At 73.0% G+C, this 22,131-nt stretch carries 24 protein-coding genes and 1 pseudogene; 17 read left to right on the plus strand and 8 right to left on the minus strand.

The window, feature by feature from the left end:
• Positions 1–44: 44 nt before the first annotated feature.
• Positions 45–962 (minus strand): pyridoxamine 5'-phosphate oxidase family protein, encoded by a 918-nt coding sequence (locus tag ACSU6Z_RS16595; RefSeq protein ID WP_437046506.1) that lies wholly within the window; start codon positions 960–962, stop codon positions 45–47.
• An 84-nt stretch (positions 963–1,046) separates the two neighbouring features.
• A complete protein-coding gene (locus ACSU6Z_RS16600; protein ID WP_437050347.1) occupies positions 1,047–1,502 on the minus strand; it encodes a VOC family protein in 456 nt (151 codons plus the stop codon).
• Between the two features lie 160 nt (positions 1,503–1,662).
• Here ACSU6Z_RS16600 and ACSU6Z_RS16605 point away from each other — a divergent pair, with 160 nt between their 5' ends.
• The 6 genes from ACSU6Z_RS16605 (at position 1,663) to ACSU6Z_RS16630 (ending at position 7,116) form a co-directional block, all read left to right on the plus strand.
• Positions 1,663–2,235 (plus strand): CGNR zinc finger domain-containing protein, encoded by a 573-nt coding sequence (locus ACSU6Z_RS16605; protein WP_437046508.1) that lies wholly within the window; start codon positions 1,663–1,665, stop codon positions 2,233–2,235.
• A 307-nt stretch (positions 2,236–2,542) separates the two neighbouring features.
• Positions 2,543–3,649 carry an LLM class flavin-dependent oxidoreductase gene (locus tag ACSU6Z_RS16610; protein ID WP_437046510.1) on the plus strand — a complete coding sequence of 369 codons (1,107 nt, stop codon included), beginning with the start codon at positions 2,543–2,545 and terminating at the stop codon, positions 3,647–3,649.
• Complete coding sequence (locus ACSU6Z_RS16615; RefSeq protein WP_437046512.1) at positions 3,649–4,254, plus strand: FMN reductase; 606 nt, start codon at positions 3,649–3,651, stop codon at positions 4,252–4,254. Before ACSU6Z_RS16610 ends, ACSU6Z_RS16615 begins: the two co-directional genes overlap by 1 nt.
• 78 nt (positions 4,255–4,332) lie before the next feature.
• Positions 4,333–5,112 carry a response regulator transcription factor gene (locus ACSU6Z_RS16620; protein WP_437046514.1) on the plus strand — a complete coding sequence of 260 codons (780 nt, stop codon included), beginning with the start codon at positions 4,333–4,335 and terminating at the stop codon, positions 5,110–5,112.
• Positions 5,113–6,543, plus strand: a complete 1,431-nt coding sequence (locus ACSU6Z_RS16625; protein WP_437046516.1) for an ATP-binding protein — start codon at positions 5,113–5,115, stop codon at positions 6,541–6,543.
• A 162-nt stretch (positions 6,544–6,705) separates the two neighbouring features.
• A complete protein-coding gene (locus tag ACSU6Z_RS16630) occupies positions 6,706–7,116 on the plus strand; it encodes a four-helix bundle copper-binding protein (RefSeq protein ID WP_437046518.1) in 411 nt (136 codons plus the stop codon).
• 110 nt (positions 7,117–7,226) lie between these two features.
• Here ACSU6Z_RS16630 and ACSU6Z_RS16635 read toward each other — a convergent pair whose 3' ends face one another.
• From ACSU6Z_RS16635 to ACSU6Z_RS16650, 4 genes are all read right to left on the minus strand, one after another.
• Positions 7,227–7,874 carry a class F sortase gene (locus ACSU6Z_RS16635; RefSeq protein ID WP_437046520.1) on the minus strand — a complete coding sequence of 216 codons (648 nt, stop codon included), beginning with the start codon at positions 7,872–7,874 and terminating at the stop codon, positions 7,227–7,229.
• Positions 7,875–7,963: 89 nt separating this feature from the next.
• On the minus strand, positions 7,964–8,836 hold the full coding sequence (locus ACSU6Z_RS16640) for a hypothetical protein (RefSeq protein ID WP_437046522.1): 873 nt from the start codon (positions 8,834–8,836) through the stop codon (positions 7,964–7,966).
• A gap of 269 nt (positions 8,837–9,105) precedes the next feature.
• On the minus strand, positions 9,106–9,300 hold the full coding sequence (locus ACSU6Z_RS16645) for a hypothetical protein (RefSeq protein ID WP_437046524.1): 195 nt from the start codon (positions 9,298–9,300) through the stop codon (positions 9,106–9,108).
• 94 nt (positions 9,301–9,394) lie between these two features.
• A complete protein-coding gene (locus ACSU6Z_RS16650; protein ID WP_437046526.1) occupies positions 9,395–10,021 on the minus strand; it encodes a hypothetical protein in 627 nt (208 codons plus the stop codon).
• A gap of 488 nt (positions 10,022–10,509) precedes the next feature.
• Here ACSU6Z_RS16650 and hemL point away from each other — a divergent pair, with 488 nt between their 5' ends.
• The 6 genes from hemL (at position 10,510) to ccsB (ending at position 16,984) form a co-directional block, all read left to right on the plus strand.
• Positions 10,510–11,826 carry a glutamate-1-semialdehyde 2,1-aminomutase gene (gene hemL, locus ACSU6Z_RS16655; protein WP_437046527.1) on the plus strand — a complete coding sequence of 439 codons (1,317 nt, stop codon included), beginning with the start codon at positions 10,510–10,512 and terminating at the stop codon, positions 11,824–11,826.
• Between the two features lie 44 nt (positions 11,827–11,870).
• Positions 11,871–12,518 (plus strand): histidine phosphatase family protein, encoded by a 648-nt coding sequence (locus tag ACSU6Z_RS16660; RefSeq protein WP_437050349.1) that lies wholly within the window; start codon positions 11,871–11,873, stop codon positions 12,516–12,518.
• A gap of 195 nt (positions 12,519–12,713) precedes the next feature.
• Complete coding sequence (locus ACSU6Z_RS16665; protein WP_437046529.1) at positions 12,714–13,346, plus strand: TlpA family protein disulfide reductase; 633 nt, start codon at positions 12,714–12,716, stop codon at positions 13,344–13,346.
• 1 nt (position 13,347) lies between these two features.
• Positions 13,348–14,115 carry a cytochrome c biogenesis CcdA family protein gene (locus ACSU6Z_RS16670; protein ID WP_437046531.1) on the plus strand — a complete coding sequence of 256 codons (768 nt, stop codon included), beginning with the start codon at positions 13,348–13,350 and terminating at the stop codon, positions 14,113–14,115.
• A complete protein-coding gene (resB, locus tag ACSU6Z_RS16675) occupies positions 14,115–15,869 on the plus strand; it encodes a cytochrome c biogenesis protein ResB (protein ID WP_437046533.1) in 1,755 nt (584 codons plus the stop codon). Before ACSU6Z_RS16670 ends, resB begins: the two co-directional genes overlap by 1 nt.
• Positions 15,866–16,984 (plus strand): c-type cytochrome biogenesis protein CcsB, encoded by a 1,119-nt coding sequence (gene ccsB, locus ACSU6Z_RS16680; RefSeq protein WP_437046534.1) that lies wholly within the window; start codon positions 15,866–15,868, stop codon positions 16,982–16,984. Before resB ends, ccsB begins: the two co-directional genes overlap by 4 nt.
• Positions 16,985–17,026: 42 nt before the next feature.
• On the opposite strand, the gene ACSU6Z_RS16685 is transcribed toward ccsB, so the two are convergent.
• Both ACSU6Z_RS16685 and ACSU6Z_RS16690 read right to left on the minus strand, forming a co-directional pair.
• Positions 17,027–17,503: a hypothetical protein gene (locus ACSU6Z_RS16685; protein ID WP_437046536.1), complete on the minus strand. Its 477-nt coding sequence runs from the start codon at positions 17,501–17,503 to the stop codon at positions 17,027–17,029.
• A 110-nt stretch (positions 17,504–17,613) separates the two neighbouring features.
• Positions 17,614–17,973, minus strand: a complete 360-nt coding sequence (locus tag ACSU6Z_RS16690) for a PLD nuclease N-terminal domain-containing protein (protein WP_437046538.1) — start codon at positions 17,971–17,973, stop codon at positions 17,614–17,616.
• A gap of 85 nt (positions 17,974–18,058) precedes the next feature.
• Between ACSU6Z_RS16690 and ACSU6Z_RS16695 the strand changes: the two genes are divergently transcribed.
• From ACSU6Z_RS16695 to ACSU6Z_RS16715, 5 genes and pseudogenes are all read left to right on the plus strand, one after another.
• Positions 18,059–19,516 (plus strand): menaquinone biosynthesis decarboxylase, encoded by a 1,458-nt coding sequence (locus tag ACSU6Z_RS16695; protein WP_437046540.1) that lies wholly within the window; start codon positions 18,059–18,061, stop codon positions 19,514–19,516.
• Positions 19,513–20,415, plus strand: coding sequence for a menaquinone biosynthesis prenyltransferase MqnP (gene mqnP, locus ACSU6Z_RS16700; protein ID WP_437046541.1), 903 nt, complete (start codon positions 19,513–19,515; stop codon positions 20,413–20,415). Before ACSU6Z_RS16695 ends, mqnP begins: the two co-directional genes overlap by 4 nt.
• A gap of 90 nt (positions 20,416–20,505) precedes the next feature.
• Positions 20,506–20,754: pseudogene (locus ACSU6Z_RS16705) on the plus strand (alpha/beta fold hydrolase); the annotation flags it as partial.
• 37 nt (positions 20,755–20,791) lie between these two features.
• A complete protein-coding gene (locus ACSU6Z_RS16710) occupies positions 20,792–21,469 on the plus strand; it encodes a UbiX family flavin prenyltransferase (protein ID WP_437046543.1) in 678 nt (225 codons plus the stop codon).
• Between the two features lie 146 nt (positions 21,470–21,615).
• Positions 21,616–22,071 carry an Lrp/AsnC family transcriptional regulator gene (locus tag ACSU6Z_RS16715; protein ID WP_437046545.1) on the plus strand — a complete coding sequence of 152 codons (456 nt, stop codon included), beginning with the start codon at positions 21,616–21,618 and terminating at the stop codon, positions 22,069–22,071.
• The last annotated feature ends 60 nt before the right edge of the window (positions 22,072–22,131 follow it).

Below are 22,131 nucleotides of genomic sequence, written 5' to 3' on the forward strand. Positions count from 1 at the left end.
TAGGGATCCAGCGGTGGTCGTCGGTGTGTGCGGTGCGGCCGGCGTCAGCCGACCGGGGGGTTGAAGCGCGAGTAGCCGGGGCGGGTCCACCGCAGCGGCGAGGCGGCGGTGATCTCCCGTACGGCTTCGACGGAGAACTCGACCAGGCGCTGCGCACCGGGCACCTCGGCGATCTCCTCGGCGTCCCACAGGATGCGTGCGGTGCCGGACAGGTGCAGGGTGGTGCCCGTCTCCCAGCCCGGGACCAGGATGCCCGCCGACGCGTTGAGCAGCAGGTTGCCCAGGGTCAGGAACATGGCGTTGCCGACGTAGTCGGGCCAGCGCAGCAGAGTGGGCGAGAGCACCTGGACGAAACCGGGGTTGCCGCCGCGGTGGGAGGCGTCCGCGTCGCCGCGGTCGGAGGCGGTGGCGATGAAGAACGTGTCGGCCGCGCGCACCGCCCGCTGCTGGGCCGGGCTGAGTCCGGTGCCGTCGGTGACGGTGCGGTCCGCCGTCCCGCCCTCGTCCGGCCCGGCCCTGCGGTAGTCCCGTTTCTGCAGGTACTTGGGGCAGTTGGCGATGACCTGGTCGAGGTCGACGCGCAGGCCGCCGCCTTCCCGGCGGGACCGGCCGTTGATGCGCATCCGGCGCCGGGTGGCCGGTTCGATGGCGATCATCCCGATCCGGACGGCCGGTCCACCGGTCAGGACCTCGGCCAGCGGGTCCTCCGGCAGGGGCAGGGCGTCGATCACGACGGTGCGGGGGTCGGGCACCCGGAGGAACCCGGCCTCGCCCGTCAGCTGGGTGGCCCAGATGCGGCCGTCGCGGGCTGCGCCACCCAGCACGATCAGCGGCTGCCGGGCGAGGAAGTCCTTCGCGACGGGCGGGATGCTCCCGCCGATGCCGCCGAGTGAGAACTCCGCCTGCCCGGTGAGACCGGCGCGTTCCTGTGCCGCGATCTCGCCGCTGTGATACGTGGCCACGGCATGTCCTTTCCGAGTGTGCCGGCGTGCGATCGCCCGGCGGTCGGGCGGGGTGCCGGGCGACGACGGAGTGTGACGACAGGACTAGAAGAATCCGCAGGTGGGGGCGCCGGGGGTGGGGGTGTCGGCCGGGTCGGCACCGGTGGGCGCGTAGACCTCCAGGCGGATGCCGTCCGGGTCGGTGAAGAAGATGCCGCCGGAGGTGCCGTTCTCGCCGTGGGGGACGACACCGTCGTAGGCGAACCGGGCGCCCAGGTCGCGCAGCACCTCTTCGGTGGCCTTGACCTCCTCGACGGTCTCCACCTGGAACGACAGGTGGTGCAGCCCCGGCCGGTCGGTGGCGAACGAGCCCGCGCTCTGCTGCCACAGCGTCACGAGCATCCGGCCGTCCCGGCCGAGGAACGCCCAGCGGCGGTCGTCCTCCTTGCCCTCCGCCACCACCTCGAAGCCGAAGACGGCGCGGTAGAAGGCGAGGGAACGCTCGAGGTCGGTGACGTTCACTCCCACGTGACCGGTCTGCAGGGTCTTCGCCTTGGCCATGGTCCACCACATGCCTTCACTCATCGTCACGAGCCCGTCTCGTAACCACTGAAATGGACTTTAGGGGTTAGGGGAAAGGGGTGTCAACCGGTGACCGGTCGATGACCGGTTATGGTGGTCGTGTGGTCCAGTCGTCACCGCACAGGAAGGCCGCCGCACCGTGCCGCCGACTCCGGGGGCCGATCCCCGTCCCCTGACCGATGAACCGCTCGGCATCGACCTGCTCAACACCCGCTGGATCGACGCCGCCGGCCGTCACGACCTGCTGGGCTCGCTCGACGGGCTGGCGACCTGGCTCGCCGGCCCCCTGGTGAGCCGGGCCCTCGGTGACGTGCCGGTCCCGGTGGACCGCGACACGCTGGAGCGGTTGCTCCAGGCGCGCACCGCCCTGGACAAGGCGATCGCGAATCCGCGGCGCCCGGATGCCGACGCCGTCGAGGCGCTGAACGCCGTACTCGCGCACGGCCGGAGGGGGCACCTGCTGCGCCCCGACGGGCCGGACACCTTCGTCGAGGTGGAGAGCCCCTCCTGGCTGCCCGCGTGGCGGGCGGCCGAGGACTACCTGCGGCTGCTGGCGGAGCGGCCCGAACGGATCCGGCCGTGCGGCAACCCCGAGTGCATCCTGCACTTCTACGACGTGTCCAAGAACGGCACGCGCCGCTGGTGCTCGATGGCCGGCTGCGGAAACCGGGCGAAGGCGCAGCGCCACTACGCACGCCAGAGGAAGGCCTGACGGCCGAGGCCGGGCCTTCCCGTACGGCACGGCCTCGCGAGGGGCGGCCGGTCCGGGGGTGGCGGGACCCTGAAGGCGCCGGGCACCCGCGGGTCGACCGAGCGGGGGCCGGGACGACCGCCGGCGTGCCGAACCGGGGCGGCGCCCGGTCGGACCCCGAGGTGTGATCGAGGGGGCAAACCGACGGTCTGCGCGCCCCCGGTGGCCGTACCGGCCCTCCGCTCCGACAGTGGTCGCGGAATACAACCGGCGGGTGCGCCGTTCGACGGTTATAGTTGAATGGTCAACAACTGGAGGTTGAGCGACCATGCAGTTCGGGATCTTCACCGTCGGCGACGTCACGCCGGACCCGACGACCGGCCGTACGCCGACCGAGCGCGAGCGGATCAAGGCCATGGTCGCCATCGCGCTGAAGGCCGAGGAGGTCGGCCTGGACGTCTTCGCGACCGGCGAGCACCACAACCCGCCGTTCGTGCCCTCGTCACCGACCACGATGCTCGGTTACATCGCGGCGCAGACCCAGCGGCTGATCCTGTCCACGTCCACCACGCTGATCACCACCAACGACCCGGTGAAGATCGCCGAGGACTACGCGATGCTCCAGCACCTGGCCGACGGGCGCGTCGACCTGATGATGGGGCGCGGCAACACCGGCCCGGTCTACCCGTGGTTCGGCAAGGACATCCGCGAGGGCATCAACCTCGCCATCGAGAACTACGCCCTGCTGCACCGGCTGTGGCGCGAGGACGTCGTGGACTGGGAGGGGAAGTTCCGCACCCCGCTGCAGGGCTTCACCTCCACCCCGCGCCCGCTGGACGGCGTACCGCCCTTCGTCTGGCACGGCTCGATCCGCTCGCCGGAGATCGCCGAGCAGGCCGCGTACTACGGCGACGGCTTCTTCCACAACAACATCTTCTGGCCCGCCGACCACACCAAGCGCATGGTCGAGCTGTACCGCAACCGCTACGCCCACTACGGGCACGGCACCCCCGAGCAGGCGATCGTCGGGCTCGGCGGACAGGTGTTCATGCGGAGGAACTCCCAGGACGCGGTGCGTGAGTTCCGCCCCTACTTCGACGTCGCCCCCGTCTACGGGCACGGCCCGTCGTTGGAGGACTTCACCGCGCAGACGCCGCTGACCGTCGGCTCCCCGCAGCAGGTGATCGAGAAGACCCTGTCCTTCCGCGAGTACGCCGGCGACTACCAGCGCCAGCTCTTCCTCATCGACCACGCGGGCCTGCCCCTGAAGACCGTGCTGGAGCAGATCGACCTGCTCGGCGAGGAGGTCGTGCCGGTGCTGCGCGAGGAGTTCGCGATCGGCCGCCCGGCGCAGGTGCCGGACGCCCCCACCCACGCCTCCCTGCTGGCGGCGGCCAGGCCGCGGCCCGAGGGCACCGGGGAGGCGACCGCGTGATGAGGCTCGTCGTCGTCTCGGCGGGGCTGGGCGTCCCGTCCTCCACGCGGCTGCTGGGCGACCGGCTGGCCGCCGCCGTCACCGGACGGGCCCTCGCGGAGACCCGGGTGGTGGAGGTGCGCGACCTCGCCGTGGAGATCGCCCACAACTTCACCAGCGGATTCCCCGGGCGGGCGCTGTCCGCCGCGTTCGACGCGGTCACCGCCGCCGACGGCCTGATCGTCGTCACCCCGGTGTTCTCGGCGTCGTACAGCGGGCTGTTCAAGTCGTTCTTCGACACCCTGAGCGGGTACGACGCGGACGCGCTCGCCGGGAAGCCGGTCCTGATCGCCGCGACCGGCGGCACCGCCCGGCACTCCCTCGTCCTGGACCACGCCCTGCGTCCGCTCTTCGCCCACCTCAAGGCCGTCGTCGTCCCGACCGGGGTCTACGCCGCCTCCGAGGACTGGGGCGCGGGGGGACTGGACGGGCGGATCGAGCGGGCCGCGGGGGAACTGGCGGCGCTGATGCGGGCAACGGTGGCGGAGCCTCCGGCCGGACGGGCGCCGCGGGTGGTCCCGTTCGAGGAACGGCTCGCGGCGCTGCGGGCGGACACCGACGGGTGAGCGGGCGGTGAGCGGGGCGGCCCCGGGGAGCACGGTTCCTCGGGGCCGCCCCGCCCGGCGCCTTGGCAGACTGGAGGGGTGCCCCACACTGTTCTGCTCGCCGAGGACGACCGCGCCATCCGCCACGCCCTGGAACGGGCCCTCACGCTGGAGGGCTACCGGGTCACGGCGGTCGCCGACGGCACGGAGGCGCTGGCACAGGCCCGGCGCGGCCGCCCCGACGTGCTCGTGCTGGACGTGATGATGCCCGGTCTCGACGGCCTGGAGGTCTGCCGGGCCCTGCGCGCGGAGGGCGACCGCACCCCGATCCTGATGCTGACGGCGCTCGTGGAGACCGCCGACCGGATCGCCGGGCTGGACGCGGGCGCCGACGACTACGTCGTCAAGCCGTTCGACGTCGAGGAGGTCTTCGCCCGGCTGCGCGCCCTGCTGCGCCGCGTCGGCCCGGTGGACGCGGGCGGTTACGGCCCGCCCGGCGACATGCCGGCGGCGCCGCATCCGGGCGCGGAACAGACGCCGGGCGCGGCCGGGCAGGCCCGCGGCCGGACCGCCGCCGAGCGGCTCGTGGAGGCGGCCGGGCTGCGCATGGACCTGCGGGCCCGCCGTGCCTGGCGGGGCGGGCGGGAGCTGGAGCTGACCCGCACCGAGTTCGAGCTGCTGGCGCTGCTGGTGCGCAACGCGGGCATCGTGCTCGACCACTCCACCATCTACGACCGCATCTGGGGCTACGACTTCGGCCCCGGCTCGAAGAACCTGGCCGTGTACGTCGGCTACCTGCGCCGCAAGCTGGACGAGCCGGGCGCGCCGCAGCTGATCCACACGGTGCGCGGCGTGGGTTACGTCCTGCGGGAGGGCTGAGTGGGCGGTCCGGGCCGGGCCCGGCGGCCCCGGCTGCTGTCGCTGCGGACGACGTTCGCGGTGTCGTTCGCGACCGTCGCCGCCGCGGTCACGGTCCTCGTCGGCGTGCTGTCGTACAACGCCGCCGCCCGCATGGTCCGCGTGGACCACGAGACCGTCTTCGCGGAGGTCGTGCAGGACCTGCGGGGCGAGGTCCGGCGGATCCGGATGTCCCCCGCCGACTTCTCCTCCACCGCGCCCGGCCACGACCTCGTGCGCCCCGCCCGCACGGACGTGCAGGTGCTCGACCCGGACGGCACCGTCTCCGACCCCTCCAGCCCGCGACTGCCCGTCACCGCCACCGACCGCGCCACGGCACGCGCCGCGACGGCCGGGCGGATGGTCCAGCACGAGGACGTCCGCGTCGGCGACGGCGTCTACCGCATCGCGACCGTCGCCCTCGGCGACGGACGGGGCGCGGTGCAGGTGGCGCAGGAGTTCAGCGACACCGAGGACCTGCTGCGGGCCCTCCAGCGGCGGACCCTGCTCCTGATGGCGGCGGTCGTCACCGCCGCCGGCCTGTTCGGCTGGTGGCTGGCCCGGCGCATCACCCGCCGTCTGGTGGCGCTGACCGCCGCCGCCGAGGACGTCGCCCGCACCCGCCGCCTCGGCATCCAGGTCCCCGTCACCGGCTACGACGAGGTGGGCCGCCTCGGCCGCGCCTTCGACCGCATGCTGGGCCGCCTCGCCCAGTCCGAGGAGGACCAGCGCCGCCTGGTCCAGGACGCCGGCCACGAACTGCGCACCCCGCTGACCTCCCTGCGCACCAACATCTCGCTGCTGCGCCGCATCGACGAACTGCCGCCCCGGGCCCGCGAGGAACTGGTCACCGACCTCGGCCAGGAGGCCCGCGAACTGACCGACCTGGTCAACGAGCTGGTCGACCTGGCGGCCGGCCAGTCCGACACCGAGCCGGCGCGGCGCGTGGACCTCGCCGAGCTCGCCCGGGAGGCCGTGGCACCGGTCCGCCGCCGCACCGGACGGAAGATCACGGTCCGGGCGTGCGGCGAGACGGTGGCCGTCGGCCGCCCCGGCATGCTGATCCGCGCGCTGTCCAACCTGGTGGAGAACGCGGCGAAGTTCGACCACGACGGCAGGGCGCCCATCGAGGTCGCCGTCGCCGGGCCGGCCCGGCCCGGTCCGGTCCGCGTCGAGGTCCTCGACCGCGGCCCCGGCATCGCCGACGCCGACCTGGACCGCGTCTTCGACCGCTTCTACCGCGCCGCCGACGCCCGCTCCCTGCCCGGCTCGGGCCTCGGCCTGTCCATCGTGCGGGAGGTGGCGCTCGCACACGGGGGAACGCCGTTCGCGCACCGGCGGGACGGGGGCGGCTCGGTGATCGGGTTCACGGTGGGCGCGGCGGGCCCGGAGGAGGACGAGGGCGGGGCGTGAGGGGCGCGTGCGCCCGTGTGCGCCCCCCCACGCCCCGCCCTCCCCGTTCGCGGAGGCCTTCCGAGGCGGCCGTTTGCGGCGCGGCACCCGGTGTTACTCGGTCGGCACCGGGGCGACGGGTGCCGTCCGGTGCCCCGCCGGCCGCAGAACAGGAGCGAACGCATGACCACTTCCGTGAACGACATGCTCCGCACGTACCCCGCCGACCTGGGCGGCGTGGACCGGGAAGCCATGGCCAGGTGCATCGAGGAGTGCCTCGCCTGCGCGCAGGCGTGCACCGCGTGCGCGGACGCCTGCCTGTCGGAGGGCATGGTCGGAGACCTGACCAAGTGCATCCGTACCGACATGGACTGCGCCGACGTCTGCAACGCCACCGCGTCGGTCCTGTCCCGCCACACCGGCTACGACGCCAACATCACGCGGGCCGTCCTGCAGGCCTGCGCCACCGTCTGCAAGGCGTGCGGTGACGAGTGCGCCGCTCACGCGGACATGCACGAGCACTGCCGGGTCTGCGCCGAGGCGTGCCGACGCTGCGAGCAGGCGTGCAACGAACTGCTCGCCGGCCTGGGCTGAGGCGACGGCGGCACCGCGCCGGGCTTCGGGCCCGGCGCGAGGCCGGGCGTCACCGGCCGTGGAGGGCGGGCCGGGTCCCGGCCGGGGGCCCGTCGCACGGGGTCCTCCCCTCAGCCCACGAGGTCGGCGTAGACGATGATGTTGTCCGGGCGGTGGCCGTGGACGATGTCGCCCCCGCAGGTGATCAGGCGCAGTTCCGGGCGGCTGGTGCGCCCGTAGACCTTCCGGGTGGGGAACGCGTCCTTGTCGACCTGCTCCAGCGCGGTGACGGCGAAGACCGCCCGGGTACCGTCCTCGCGGGTGACGTCGATCCGGTCGCCGGGCTTGATCCGGTCGACGTTCCTCATGACCGCCGGCCCGTTCACCGTGTCGAAGTGGCCGACGAGGACGGCGGGTCCGGTCTCGCCGGGGGTCACCCCGTTCTCGTACCAGCCGATGCGGTCGGCCTGGGCCACGGAGGGGACCTCGATCGTGCCGTCGGCGTTCAGGCCGAGCCGCAGCAGGGGAGCGGCGTCCACCCCGGCGGAGGGGATGACGACCCGGACCGGGAGCGATGCGGGCAGCGCGGCCGGGGCCGCCTTCGGCACGGGAGCGGCGGCGGGAGCGGCGGCGGGAGCGGTGGCGGGTGCGGTGGCGGACGCGGGGATGTCCGGGGGCGGGGCGGGCTGCGGCCGGCTGCCCCCGCAGCCGCTGAGCGCGACGGCGAGCGGCAGGGCGAGCAGGGCCGCGGCCAGACGGTGTGCGCGGGACGGGCGCATGGGCGGTCTCCTGGAAGGCCCCGGGCCGGCCGGTCCGGCGGTGTGCCGGGTGCCGGGCCGGCCCGCCCGGGGCGAGGTCGGGTGCGGCTTCAGCGAGTGGGAGCGGCGGCCCTGCGGCGGCGCACCACGACGAAGGCGATACCGGCGGCGCCGGCGGCGCCGAGGGCCGCCGCGGTGGTTCCGCCGGGCGTCGGGAACGCGGCCTCGCCGTCGCCGGACACCTCGTAGCCGGCCGCCACGCCACCCTTCGGGATGACGGAGACCTGGCGGGAGGCGGTACCGGATCCGCCGGTACCGGGCACGTCGGCGGGACCGCACCCCTCGGGCAGGCGGGGGAAGGAGGCGACCGACGCCGGGTGGCCGCCGCCCTCCATGTTCGTCAGCAGCTGCGGGTTGCCGCTGTACGGCCGGAGGATCTCCGCGACGAAGCCCGCGCTCGCGGGCAGCTTCGGCTGGGTGCGGCTCAGCGACAGGCCGGGCAGCAGCGTGTCCTCACCCGATGCCTGGAACAGCACGGACGGCCCGGAGGGGCTCATGGTCATCAGCGCGGTGGTGCCCGCCCCTATGTCCTGGCGCACCGTCACCACACACCGGACGGGCGTGACCGGTCCCTGACCGTCGGACCCGCGGTCGTCCGCCGTGGCCGACGGGCTCGGGGAGGCGGGGGCGGGGGTTTCCGGTGCCGGGGCGGAGGTGGAGGGCGCCGGCGCCGCCGGTGAGGAGGCGGCCGGAGCGGAGGCGGTCGCCGACGGGGAGGCCGGGGCGGAGGTGGCCGGAGCGGAGGTGGAGGGAGCGGGGGCCGGAGTGGAGGCGGTCGGCGCGGGGGTGGTGGCGAAGGCGGTCACCGCGGAGGCGAACACCGCCCCGGTCACCGCGACGGCGCCGACCGCTCCACGCAGCACGCGGCGGCGGCGGGAGGACCCGGAGGGACGGACGGAAGAGGACGAGGGGTTCGTGGACAAGGGAGGTGGCCCTTCTGGCGCGGGACGACGGCGAGATGGCGGAGAAAACCGGACGCGTGCCCTGAAGTCGGCCGTAGGGGCCGAAAGGCGCGGGCCGCGTCGACGTGGTCAAAGGTTATGAACCGTCAGCCAGCGGAATTATGGGTTCCTTGTCACGGCGCTGTCACAGACCACAGAAAACACAGAGGGTGCGCGAATGCGGGATTCAAGCGGGGGGGGGAAAAGAAGCGACGGGGCGGCACCAGGCCCGCCCCGCACCGGCGTTGGGGTCAGCCCTTGCCCAGCAGACGGTTCATCGGCTCGATCCCCGCGCTCCGCGAGGTGGCGATGTCCGCGGCCGTCTCCCTGGCCGGAGCGCGGGCGCCGTCGGCGGGGACCTCCTCGCCCCACGAGGAGAGCCGGCCGGAGAACGCCTCGCTCTCCGGGACTCGGGCGCTCCGGATGTCCGCGGCGAGCCCGCTCACCTCGGCGGACCGTGCCCGCTCCGGTGCGGGAGCGGGCGTCCCGACGGCCCGGCGGCGGTGGGGGGTCATCCCCAGCCGCCGGAGGAACCCCGGTTCAGGGCCACACCAGGCAGTACGGCTGGTGCCCCGCCTCGTGCAGCCGGTGGCTGAAGTCCTGCCACTCGTGCAGCAGCCGGTACACCGCGAACGCGTCCCGCGGGCCGCCCCGGTCCGGCACCGTCGACCAGATGAAGGCCGCCGCGCCCACCGTCTCCTCGCCGATGCCGCGCAGGGGGTCGACGACGGTCGTGGGGAGCTTCACGACGGCGTAGTCGGGGTGCAGGACGACCAGCTCCAGCGGGGGCACGCGGTGCAGGGGCACACCCTGGATGCCGGTGAGGACCATGGCCGCCATGGTCTCCGGCTTGATCTTGGTGAACATGCCGTTCATGCCGAGCTCGTCACCGCCGAGTTCCTCGGGGCGCATCGAGATCGGGACGCGGGCCGCGGTCGCGCCGTCGGGCGCGCCGAAGTACTTGTAGGTCACCCCCACCCGGCCACCACTCCTGCTCCCCGCCCTCAGTCGGTCGGCTCCGTGGGCGAGCCGGTCCGGCTCGCCCGGTGCGCCGTGGGTCCGGCGTGCTTCGGTCGTCTCCTCCGCGTCGCGCCGGTGCCTTCCCCGCCGGGCGCGCCGAGGACCCAAATCGCCGGTCCCCTCGCCCAGTCCGCCACCGCGATGCATATCTCCACCCGACTGCTTTTCTAGGACGCGTGGCCCCGGCCGCGCAACCCGATCATCGTGTCAGTGACCTCCCCCACGGCCGCGCGCCGAAACGTGCGGTGGAACATCTGTCCGCAGGAGGGCAGCCCCCGCACGCATGCCCGTGTGAAATCCGTGTACCAGCCTCCAGTCTTGCAGACGACGGGGCTCCGTGGCTGGTTGTCCGACCAGTGCCGGTCGCCGGTTCGCCGGTTCGCGGGCCCCGCGTCGCGCCGCCCGCCGGACTCCGCGTCGCACCGGCCCCCGGGCCCCGCACGGCCCCCGGGCCGTTCCCGTACGGTCCGGAGCCGCCCGCGGCCGGGACCGTGCCCCCCGGGCCCCGGTGCCGCCCGCCCCCCTGACCTACCCTGAGGAGGTCACGGCAACCGGAATCCGAGAAGCCCGCGAAGCCCGAGACGCGCGAGAAGCCCGAGAAAGCAAGTCGGAGAAGGTCGGAGAAGTCGCAGGTCATGAGCGATCTGGCATATCCATACGAAGCCCCAGCCTCGCAGGCTCTGTTCGACCGTGCGGCGGCCGTCACGCCCGGTGGCGTCAACTCCCCGGTGCGGGCCTTCCGCGCCGTGGGCGGCACGCCCCGGTTCATGGTCTCCGGCACCGGGCCGTACCTGACCGACGCCGACGGGCGGGAGTACGTCGACCTGGTCTGCTCCTGGGGCCCGATGATCCTCGGGCACGCGCACCCCGAGGTGGTCGCCGCCGTGCAGGACGCGGTCGCGCGCGGCACCTCCTTCGGCACGCCCGGTGAGGGCGAGGTCGCGCTCGCCGAGGAGATGGTGGCCCGGGTCGCGCCGCTGGAGCAGGTGCGGCTGGTGTCCAGCGGCACCGAGGCGACCATGTCGGCGATCCGCCTGGCCCGCGGGTTCACCCGGCGGTCCAAGGTGGTCAAGTTCGCCGGGTGCTACCACGGGCACGTCGACTCGCTGCTCGCGGCGGCCGGCAGCGGTGTGGCGACCTTCGCGCTGCCGGACACCCCGGGCGTCACCGGCGCCCAGGCCGGCGACACCATCGTCCTGCCGTACAACGACCTCGACGCGGTGCGCGCCGCCTTCGCCGCCCACCCCGGTGAGATCGCCTGCGTGATCACCGAGGCGTCGCCCGGCAACATGGGCGTCGTGCCGCCGCTGCCCGGCTTCAACCAGGGGCTGAAGGACCTGTGCGCCGCCAACGGCGCGCTGTACATCTCCGACGAGGTGATGACCGGCTTCCGCACCAGCAGGGCCGGCTGGTTCGGGGTCGACGGCGTCGTCCCCGACCTGATGACCTTCGGCAAGGTGATGGGCGGCGGCTTCCCGGCGGCGGCCTTCGGCGGGCGCGCCGACGTCATGGCGCACCTCGCCCCGGCCGGCCCCGTCTACCAGGCGGGCACCCTCTCCGGCAACCCGGTCGCCACCGCCGCCGGCCTCGCCCAGCTGCGGCTGCTCGACGAGGCGGCGTACGAGAAGGTGAACGCCGCCTCCGCGCAGATCCAGGCCCTGGTGACCGAGGCGCTGAGCAAGGAGGGCGTGGCGCACACCGTGCAGACCGCCTCCAACATGTTCTCCGTCTTCTTCACCGACCGGCCGGTGCGCGACTACGCGGACGCCAAGGCGCAGGAGGCGTTCCGCTTCAACGCCTTCTTCCACGCGATGCTCGCGCGCGGCGTCTACCTGCCGCCGTCGGCCTTCGAGTCCTGGTTCGTGTCCACCGCCCACGACGAGCGGGCGATCCAGCGGATCGCCGACGCGCTCCCGGCGGCGGCCCGGGCGGCGGCGGAGGCGACCGCGTGAGCACGGACACCACCGGCGGCAAGGACATCACCGTCGTCCACCTGATGCGGCACGGTGAGGTCGAGAACCCCACCGGCATCCTGTACGGCCGCCTGCCCGGCTACCACCTGTCCGAGCTGGGCCGGCGCATGGCCGAGCGGGTCGCCGAGCACCTCGCCCCCCGCGACGTCACGTACGTCGCCGCCTCCCCGCTGGAGCGGGCGCAGGAGACGGCGACGCCGATCGCCAAGGCGCACGGGCTGGACCTGGACACCGACGAGCGGCTCATCGAGGCCGACAACATCTTCCAGGGCAAGACGTTCGGCGTCGGCGACGGCGCGCTGCGCCGGCCGGAGAACTGGCGGCACCTGGTCAACCCGTTCCGGCCGTCGTGGGGCGAGCCGTACATCGACCAGGTGGTGCGCATGATGGGCGCGCTGCACGCGGCCCGGGACCGGGCGCGCGGTCACGAGGCGGTGCTGGTCAGCCACCAGCTCCCGATCTGGATCGTGCGCTCGTACGTGGAGCGGCGCCGCCTGTGGCACGACCCGCGCAAGCGGCAGTGCACGCTCGCGTCGCTGACGTCGTTCACGTACCAGGGCGACCGGATCGTGTCCGTCGGCTACACCGAGCCGGCCCGCGACCTCGTCCCGGCCCACCTGCTGGCGGGCGCCAGGCCCGTCAAGGGGAAGGGCAAGGCGTACGGCGCGTAGCGCGGCGGTGAGGCGCCGGGGCGGTGGTCCGCGGACGGGCGCCCTCACCGTCCGGCCGCGGGGTGGGAGCGGCTCTGGCCGCCGCACCGCGGGAGCGGCTCCGGCGGCCGTGCGGCGAAACCGCTCTGAAATGCGGATTCCCGCCCGCGAGGGGGGTGCGAAAGATCCCCGGAACGGACATGCGAAACTTTTCACATGAGTGCCGCCAGCCGCGCCCCCCTGCGCTCGAACCGCGCCACCGCCCGCGTCCGCCGCCGCGCCGCCCTGGGTGCCGGTGCCGCCGTGGCCGCGCTGCTCGTCTCCGCGTGCGGGTCCGGTGGGACCTCCGGCGGAGGCGGTGACACCCACTTCATCACCGGCTCCGACGGCATCGCCACGGTCGGCAAGGGCGAGCGGGCCGACGCCCCCGACCTGTCCGGCGAGACCGTCGACGGCAAGCAGCTCGACGTCGACGACTACAAGGGCAAGGTCGTCGTCCTCAACGTGTGGGGCTCCTGGTGCCCGCCGTGCCGAGCCGAGGCCAAGAACTTCCAGAAGGTCTACGAGGACGTCAAGGACCAGGGCGTCCAGTTCGTCGGCATCAACACCCGCGACACCTCCATCGGACCGGCCCGCGCCTTCGAGGAGGAGTACGGGATCACCTACCCGAGCCTGTACGACCCGACGGGCAAGCTGATGCTCCGCTTCGAGAAGGGCACGCTCAACCCGCAGGCCATCCCGTCCACGCTCGTCATCGACCGGGACGGCAGGATCGCCGCGCGCACCCTCCAGGCACTCAGCGAGGAGAAACTGCGCTCGATGATCGAACCGGTCCTGGCGGAGAAGTGACGTGAGCGCACTGTCCACGCTCGCCGCGGACCCGGCCGAGACGGTGCGCAGCGGCGCGCTGCTGCTCGCCCTGCCCATCGCCGTCCTCGCCGGTCTCGTCTCCTTCTTCTCGCCCTGCGTCCTGCCCCTGGTCCCCGGCTACCTGTCCTACGTGACCGGTGTCACCGGCACCGACCTGGCCGAGGCCCGGCGCGGCCGGATGGCCTCCGGCGCCGCCCTCTTCGTCCTCGGCTTCACCGTGGTGTTCGTCTCGGGCGGGGCGCTGTTCGGGTACTTCGGGCAGACGCTCCAGGACTACCAGGGCACCCTGACCCGGATCCTCGGCGTACTCATGATCCTCATGGGCGCCTTCTTCATGGGCCTGATGCCCTGGCTCACCCAGCGCGAGTTCCGCTTCCACACCCGCCCGACGGCCGGACTGACCGGCGCTCCGCTGCTGGGCGCGCTGTTCGGCATCGGCTGGACGCCCTGCATCGGACCCACCCTCGGGTCCGTGCAGGCGCTCGCCTTCGACCAGGCCAGCGCCGGCCGCGGCGCCATACTGACCGTCGCCTACTGCCTCGGCCTCGGCGTGCCCTTCGTGCTCGCCGCGGTCGCCTTCCGCAAGGCCCTCGGGGCCTTCGGCTGGGTCAAACGCCACTACGTCTGGGTGATGCGCATCGGCGGCACGATGATGATCGCCACCGGTCTGCTGCTGCTGACCGGCGCGTGGGACAGCATCGTGCAGTCCGTGCAGACCTGGTCCAACGGCTTCACTGTGGGGATCTGATGAGCAAGACCACGACCGACACGTCCCCGGCCGGCGAGACCCCGCCCGGCAAGGCCCCGGACGCCGCCGAGGACCGGGACCTGGGCGCCGCCGGCTCGCAGCTGTCCACGGCCCCCCGGGAGGAGGCCCCGAACCTGCCCTCCCTGGGCGTCGTCGGCTGGGCCCGCTGGTTCTGGCGGCAGCTCACTTCGATGCGGGTCGCGCTGCTGCTGCTCCTGCTGCTGTCGCTGGGCGCGATCCCCGGTTCGCTGATCCCGCAGTCCGGCATCGACATCACCAAGGTCGAGGAGTTCCGCAGGAACCACGAGACCCTCGCACCGATCTACGACAAGCTCGGGCTCTTCCACGTCTACAGCTCGGTGTGGTTCTCCGCGATCTACATCCTGCTGTTCGTCTCCCTCATCGGCTGCATCGTGCCGCGCACCTGGCAGTTCGTCGGCCAGCTGCGCGGCCTCCCGCCGAAGGCCCCCAAGCGCCTGAACCGGCTGCCCGCCTACACCACCTGGCGCACCGGGGCCGAACCCGAGCAGGTCCGCGAGGCCGCGCTCGCCCTGCTGGGCAAGCGCCGCTTCCGCGCCCACGCCGCCGGCGACGCCGTCGCCGCCGAGAAGGGCTACCTGCGCGAGGTGGGCAACCTCGTCTTCCACATCGCGCTGATCGTGATGCTGGTCGCGTTCGCCTGGGGGCAGCTGTTCAAGTTCGAGGGCAACAAGCTGATCCTGGAGGGCGACGGCTTCGCCAACACCCTCACCCAGTACGACGACAAGAAGTCCGGCGCCCTGTTCGCCCCGGAGGACCTGGAGCCGTTCAGCTTCACCCTGAAGGACTTCAGGGGCACCTACGAGGCCACCGGCCCCAACCGCGGCACCCCGCGCACCTTCGAGGCGGACCTCGCCTACAGCGTCGGCGCCTACGGCAAGGAGCGGGAGACCACCGTCAAGGTCAACGAGCCGCTGGAGATCGGCGGCTCGAAGGTCTACCTCGTCAGCCACGGCTACGCGCCCGTCCTCACCGTCAGGGACGGCAAGGGCAACGTCGTGATGGACCGCGAGGCGGTGCCGCTGCTGCCGCTGGACGCCAACGTCACCTCCTCCGGCGCCGTCAAGGTGATGGACGGCTACCGCAACGCCAAGGGCGAGAAGGAACAGCTCGGCTTCAACGCCTTCTTCCTGCCGACCTACGGCGGGAAGGGGACGACGATGCTGTCGCAGTTCCCCGCGGTGATCAACCCGATGCTGGCGCTCTCCGCCTACCACGGCGACCTCGGCGTCGACTCGGGCATCCCGCAGAGCGTGTACCAGCTCGACAAGAAGAACCTGAAGGAGTTCAAGGACGCCGACGGCGAGCTGTTCAAGAAGCAGCTCGCGCTCGGCCAGACCATGACCCTTCCCGACGGCGCCGGCTCGGTCACCTTCGAGGGCGTCACGGAGTGGGCGGGCTTCCAGATCACCCGCCAGCCCGCCAGCGGCTGGGCGCTCGCCGGTGCCGTCGCCGCCATCCTCGGTCTCGCCGGCTCCCTGTTCATCCAGCGCCGCCGGGTGTGGGTGCGGGCCGTCAAGGGGGCCGACGGCGTCACCGTCGTCGAGATGGCCGGCCTCGGCCGCAGCGAGTCCGCCAAGGTGCCCGAGGAGCTCGGCGACCTCGCCGGGGCCCTCTACGAGAAGGCGCCCGGCGTCCCCGAACCCGACCCGTCCGACCCCCCGGAATCCCCCGACCCCGCAGCCGTACCTGCCGAGAGGGCTGAGAAGAAGTGACTCTCGCCGCCGCCACCGATCCGGCCGCCGTGACCCACCTGGCCGCCGCGACCAACGAGAACCTCGCGAGCATCAGCAACGTGCTGATCTACTCCGCGATGGCCGTCTACACCCTGGCCTTCTTCGCCTACATCGCGGAGTGGCTCTTCGGCAGCCGCAGCAAGGTCGGCCGCACCGCCGCCGCGCTCACCGCGCAGGAGCGGACGCGGTCCGGGGCCCCGGCCGTGACCGTGAGGAAGGCGGGCGCCACCGCCGTACTGGAGCGGCCCCGGGTCGTCGTGCGCTCCGCGGCCGGCTCCCGCGACGTACCCGACGGGCCGGGCGCGCACGGCGGGACGGAGAAGGGCGACCTCTACGGCCGCATCGCCATCTCCCTCAGCGTGCTCGGCTTCCTCGTCGAGTTCGGCGGCGTGCTCGCCCGGGCCCTCTCGGTGCAGCGGGCGCCGTGGGGCAACATGTACGAGTTCAACATCACCTTCTCCACGGTCGCCGTCGGCGTGTACCTCGCGCTGCTCGCCCTGAAGAAGAACGTCCGCTGGCTCGGCCTGCCCCTGACCACCACGGTCCTGCTCGACCTGGGCCTGGCCGTCACCGTCCTGTACACCGCCAGCGACCAGCTCGTCCCCGCCCTGCACTCGTACTGGCTGTACATCCACGTCTCCACGGCGATCTTCTGCGGCGCGGTGTTCTACGTGGGCGCGGTCGCCACGGTCCTGTACCTGTTCAAGGACTCCTACGAGAACAAGCTCGCCTCCGGCGGCACCCCGGGCCGGTTCGCCGACTCGGTGCTGGACCGGCTGCCGTCCGCGGCCTCCCTGGACAAGTTCTCCTACCGCGTCAACGCCGCCGTCTTCCCGCTGTGGACGTTCACGATCATCGCGGGCGCCATCTGGGCCGGTGACGCCTGGGGCCGCTACTGGGGCTGGGACCCCAAGGAGACCTGGTCCTTCATCACTTGGGTCGCCTACGCCTGCTACCTGCACGCCCGCGCCACCGCCGGCTGGAAGGGCCGCAAGGCCGCCTACCTGGCGCTGATCGCCTTCGGCTGCTGGCTGTTCAACTACTACGGCGTGAACATCTTCGTCTCCGGCAAGCACTCCTACGCGGGCGTTTAGCCGACGGCCGTACGGTGAGGGCCGGTTCCGCCGTGACCTGGGTCACCGGAACCGGCCCTCGCCGTACGGACAGGTGGGGGCGTGGACACGCATCCGCGCGGGGACCACGACGCCTTCGGCGACCTCTCCGACGCGTACGCGCGCTCCGTCCGCGACCACCCGTTCCGGCTGACCGGTGACCGGGTCACCGCCGGGGACGTCGTCCCGCTCACCTTCCCGGACGCCGGCCGCGGTGCGTTCGCCGGCGCCCCGGTCGCGGACGGCCACCCTGACGGACCGACACGCCCGGTCGTACCAGTGCGGGTTCGCGGACCGCCACGCCATGGACCAGCTGGACCTCCCGGTGGGCTTCCCGCTCGGCGCCCCGCGCGGATCGGAGATCCGGTACGTCTTCGGCGGCGTGACCGGCACCCCCGCCCGGAACGCCCCGGCGGGCCGGACGCTCGGCCACTGGACCGCCTTCGCGAGGACCGACGCCGCCGACGCCCCGCGCCGGCCCCTCTTCCCGAAGGTCCTCACCCTCGCCCCCGAGGCGACCACGCCGTCCACCACGTTCCCGCGGGACCACCGGTGCGACCTGTGGGACGCCCCCACCGCTCCCGCGGCCCCGCCGGTCCGGGGCCCCGGGATCAGTCCTTGCCGGGGCCCCCACCCGGACCCGTGTCCTCGCCCGCGTCCTTGTCCTTGTCCCGGTCCCCGGCCCTCTCCTCGCCCAGCGACTTCAGGAACTCGGGGTTGTCGTCGGGCGCGACCCACCGCCGCGACCGGCCGGCGCCGCCGCGCACCCCGGACCAGCCCTCGGCGGCGGGGCTGCGGGTCTTGCCCGCGATGATCCACGAGATCGAGCCGACCAGCGGGAAGAGCAGCACGAGGATCGCCCACAGCGGCTTGGGCATGTGGCGCACGTCCTCGTCCTTCGTGCTGATGCAGTCGATGAACGCGTAGACGCTCAACGCCAGCGGCACGAGGAACATCAGCACCCGGAGCATGGGCCTCTCCAGCGAAGGTCGTCGGGTCCGGGGGCGCGGCCCCCGGGTAGAGGGCCAGGGTAGCCGCTCGGGGATACTGGACCCCATGGCTTACGACGATCTTCGCTCCCTGCTCAGGGCACTGGAGCGCGAGGGGGACCTCAAGCGCATCAAGGCCGAGGTCGACCCGTACCTGGAGGTCGGGGAGATCGTCGACCGGGTCAACAAGGCCGGCGGCCCCGCCCTGCTCTTCGAGAACGTGAAGGGCTCGTCGATGCCGCTGGCGATGAACGTCTTCGGCACCGACCGCCGCCTGCTGAAGGCGCTCGGGCTGAAGTCGTACGGCGAGATCTCGGACAAGATCGGCGGGTTGCTCAAGCCCGAGCTGCCGCACGGCTTCGTCGGCGTGCGGGAGGCCTTCGGCAAGCTCGGCGCGATGGCGCACGTACCGCCGAAGAAGGTCAAGTCCGGGGACGCCCCCGTGCAGGAGGTCGTCCTGCACGGCGACGATGTCGACCTGGAGAGGCTGCCCGCCCTGTTCACCTGGCCCAAGGACGGCGGCTCCTTCTTCAACCTGGGCCTGACGCACACCAAGGACCCGGAGACGGGCGTCCGCAACCTCGGGCTGTACCGCCTCCAGCGCCACGACAAGCGCACCATCGGCATGCACTGGCAGATCCACAAGGACAGCCGCAACCACTACCAGGTCGCCGCCCGGCGCGGCGAGCGCCTGCCGGTCGCCATCGCCTTCGGCTGCCCGCCCGCCGTGACGTACGCCTCCACCGCCCCGCTCCCCGGCGACATCGACGAGTACCTGTTCGCCGGGTTCGTCGCGGGCAAGCGGATCGAGATGGTCGACTGCAAGACGGTCCCGCTCCAGGTCCCGGCGCAGGCGGAGGTCGTGCTGGAGGGCTGGCTGGAGCCCGGCGAGATGCTGCCCGAGGGCCCCTTCGGCGACCACACCGGCTTCTACACCCCGCAGGAGCCCTTCCCGGCGCTCACCATCGACTGCGTGACCATGCGCAGGCGCCCGCTGCTCCAGTCGATCGTCGTCGGCCGGCCCCCGACGGAGGACGGCCCGCTGGGCCGCGCCACCGAACGCTTCTTCCTCCCCCTGCTGAAGATCATCGTGCCGGACATCGTGGACTACCACCTGCCCGAGGCGGGCGGCTTCCACAACTGCGCGATCGTCTCGATCGACAAGAAGTACCCCAAGCACGCCCAGAAGGTCATGCACGCCATCTGGGGCGCCCACATGATGTCCCTGACCAAGCTGATCGTCGTCGTGGACGGCGACTGCGACGTGCACGACCTGCACGAAGTCGCCTGGCGCGCGCTCGGCAACACGGACTACGCCCGGGACCTGACCGTCGTCGAGGGACCCGTCGACCACCTCGACCACGCCTCCTACCAGCAGTTCTGGGGCGGCAAGGCGGGCATCGACGCCACGAGGAAGTGGCCCGAGGAGGGCTACACGCGCGACGGCGGCTGGCCCGACATGGTGGAGTCCGACCCCGAGACGGCGGCCAAGGTCAGCCGCCGCTGGAAGGAGTACGGCCTGTGAGTTCGGCTTCCGCGGCGATCCCGCAGCCGGGTCGCACCAAGGCGTTCCTGCGCCTGGTCATGATCGAGCACTCCGTCTTCGCGCTGCCCTTCGCCTACATCGCCACCCTCACCGCGATGCACCGGTGGGACGGGAACATCCACTGGGTCAGGCTGCTGCTGGTCACCGTCTGCATGGTGGGCCTGCGCACCTTCGCCATGGCCGTCAACCGGATCATCGACCGCGAGATAGACGCCCGCAACCCGCGCACCGCCCACCGCGAGCTGGTCACCGGCGCGATGTCGGTCAGGCACGCCTGGACGGGCGCCCTGATCGCGCTGGCCGTCTTCCTCGGCGCGGCGGCCCTGCTCAACCCGCTCTGCCTCGCCCTGGCCCCCGTCGCGGTGATCCCGATGGTGGTCTACCCCTACGGCAAGCGGTTCACCGACTTCCCCCAGGCCATCCTCGGCCTCGCCCAGGCCATGGGCCCCATCGGCGGCTGGCTCGCCGTCACCGGCGAGTGGTCCTGGGACGCGGTGATCCTCGGCCTCGCGGTCGGCGTCTGGATCGGCGGCTTCGACCTGATCTACGCCTGCCAGGACGTGGAGGCCGACCGGCGGATCGGCGTGAGGTCGGTCCCGGCCCGCTTCGGCGTCCCCGCCGCGATCCGGGGTGCCCGCGCCTGCCACGCCGTCACCACCGCCCTGTTCGTCTGGTACGCCCTCGCCACCGGCGCAGGCGCCTTCTTCTGGCTCGGCCTGCTGATCGTCGCGGGCGCCTTCGTCTACGAGCACACGATCGTCCGCCCGAACGACCTGTCCCGCCTGAACCGGGCGTTCTTCTCGGTCAACGGCTTCATCGGCATCGCCCTGTTCGTGTGCGCGCTGCTGGACCTGCTGGTCCGCGGACTCACCCCGTAGTACGGCGGCCCGGCACGCCGGACCGCTCGACGGGCGCGGGCGCCCGGCCCCCGGGAGGGCCACCCCGATGTACGCGTACCGGACGCCGGCGCGGTCCACCTCGCCCGCAGTGCCGGCCCCGCCATGCGCGAGCTCCCGCCGGAGCTGAGGGTTCCCCGCACCTGCCTGCTGCCCGAGGCCGACGGCCCGCTCCCGGGAACCGACGCGCTCACCGAAGCCGGTGTGGCCGTGGTCGCGGTCCCGGACTGCGGGCACGACATCATGCCGGACAATCCGGAAGGCTCCGCCCGTGCCACCGCGGCGGCACGGGCGGCCCCGGAGGCGCCCACCCGGCCCTGATCCCCGGCCGCCCGTTCCCCGCCGGTACGCTCAAGACGTGAACGCAGGGGAATCGCAGCGCACGCCTTGGATCGTGGGGGTCTCCGGAGCATCCGGCACTCCATACGCCGCCGCCGTCCTGCGCGCCCTGCTCGCCGCCGGCGAGAGCGTCGACCTCGTCGTCAGCCGGGCCTCGCGGCTCACCCTGCTCGACGAGACCGGCATCTCCTACCGGGACGCCCACTGGCGGGACGACCTGCGCCGATGGCTGTCGCGGGGGGCGGACGGCAAGCCGGGCGCCTTCGACGTGGACCTCGCGGACGTACGGCACTGGAGCGCGGGCGACCTCGCCGCCGGGCCGTCCTCGGGGTCGTACCCGGCCAAGGGCATGATCATCGTGCCGGCGTCGACGGCGTGCGTGGCCGGGGTCGCCCTCGGGCTCTCCAAGGACCTGCTCCAGCGGGCGGCGAGCGTGACCCTGAAGGAGGGGCGCACGCTGGTCGTGGCCGTCCGGGAGACCCCGCTGGACGGCCGGACCCTGCGGCACCTGGTGGCGCTGGACGACGCGGGCGCGGCCGTGGTGCCCGCCTCGCCGGCCTTCTACGCGGGGGCCACGCACATCCAGGACCTCGTGGACTTCGTCGCCGGGCGGGTCCTCGACGCGGCGGGCGTCGCGCACACGCTCTACCGGCGCTGGCGGGGGGAGCTCGGCGGCGGGTCGCGGACGACGGACTGACCACCCCTCACCGAACACCCCCCAACCGAACCCCACCCGACGGAACACCACTTCACCGAACACGACTCGACCGGGCACCACCTCCCCCCACACGTTTCAGAACTCCTCAGGTCTCACAGACCTCTTCAGCGGAAGGCTTCGATCGCATGGACGCGGTGGACAGGCAGCTCATCCAGGCCCTGAGGGAGAACGGCCGGGCCTCCTACGCGGAGCTGGGACGCCTCGTCGGACTGTCGGGACCCAGCGTCACCGACCGCATCAACCGGCTGGAGGCGGCCGGCGTCATCACCGGCTACCGGGCCACCGTGGACGCCGCCTCGCTCGGCCTCGGCGTCACCGCCCTCATCGGCATCTCGCTCTCCGACGCCGCCGACCACGAGGACGTCGCGCGCCGGCTGAAGGACCTGCCGGAGATCGAGGACTGCTGGTTCATCGCCGGCGACGACTCCTACATGCTCAAGGTCCGCGCCACCGACGTGGACGGCTTGGAGAAGATCATCCGCCGGCTCAGCGGCACCCGGGGCGTCTCCCGCACCCGTACCACCATCGTGCTCTCCACCAAGTGGGAGAACCGGGTGGGAGAGCTGCCGGAAGAGGTGTAGGGGCGGGGCGCCGGGCGCCGTCGTGCGGCTCCCCCGCCCGCGGGGCGGGGGAGTACGGTG

This window comes from Streptomyces sp. enrichment culture (assembly GCF_964273145.1).
GTDB lineage: Bacteria > Actinomycetota > Actinomycetes > Streptomycetales > Streptomycetaceae > Streptomyces.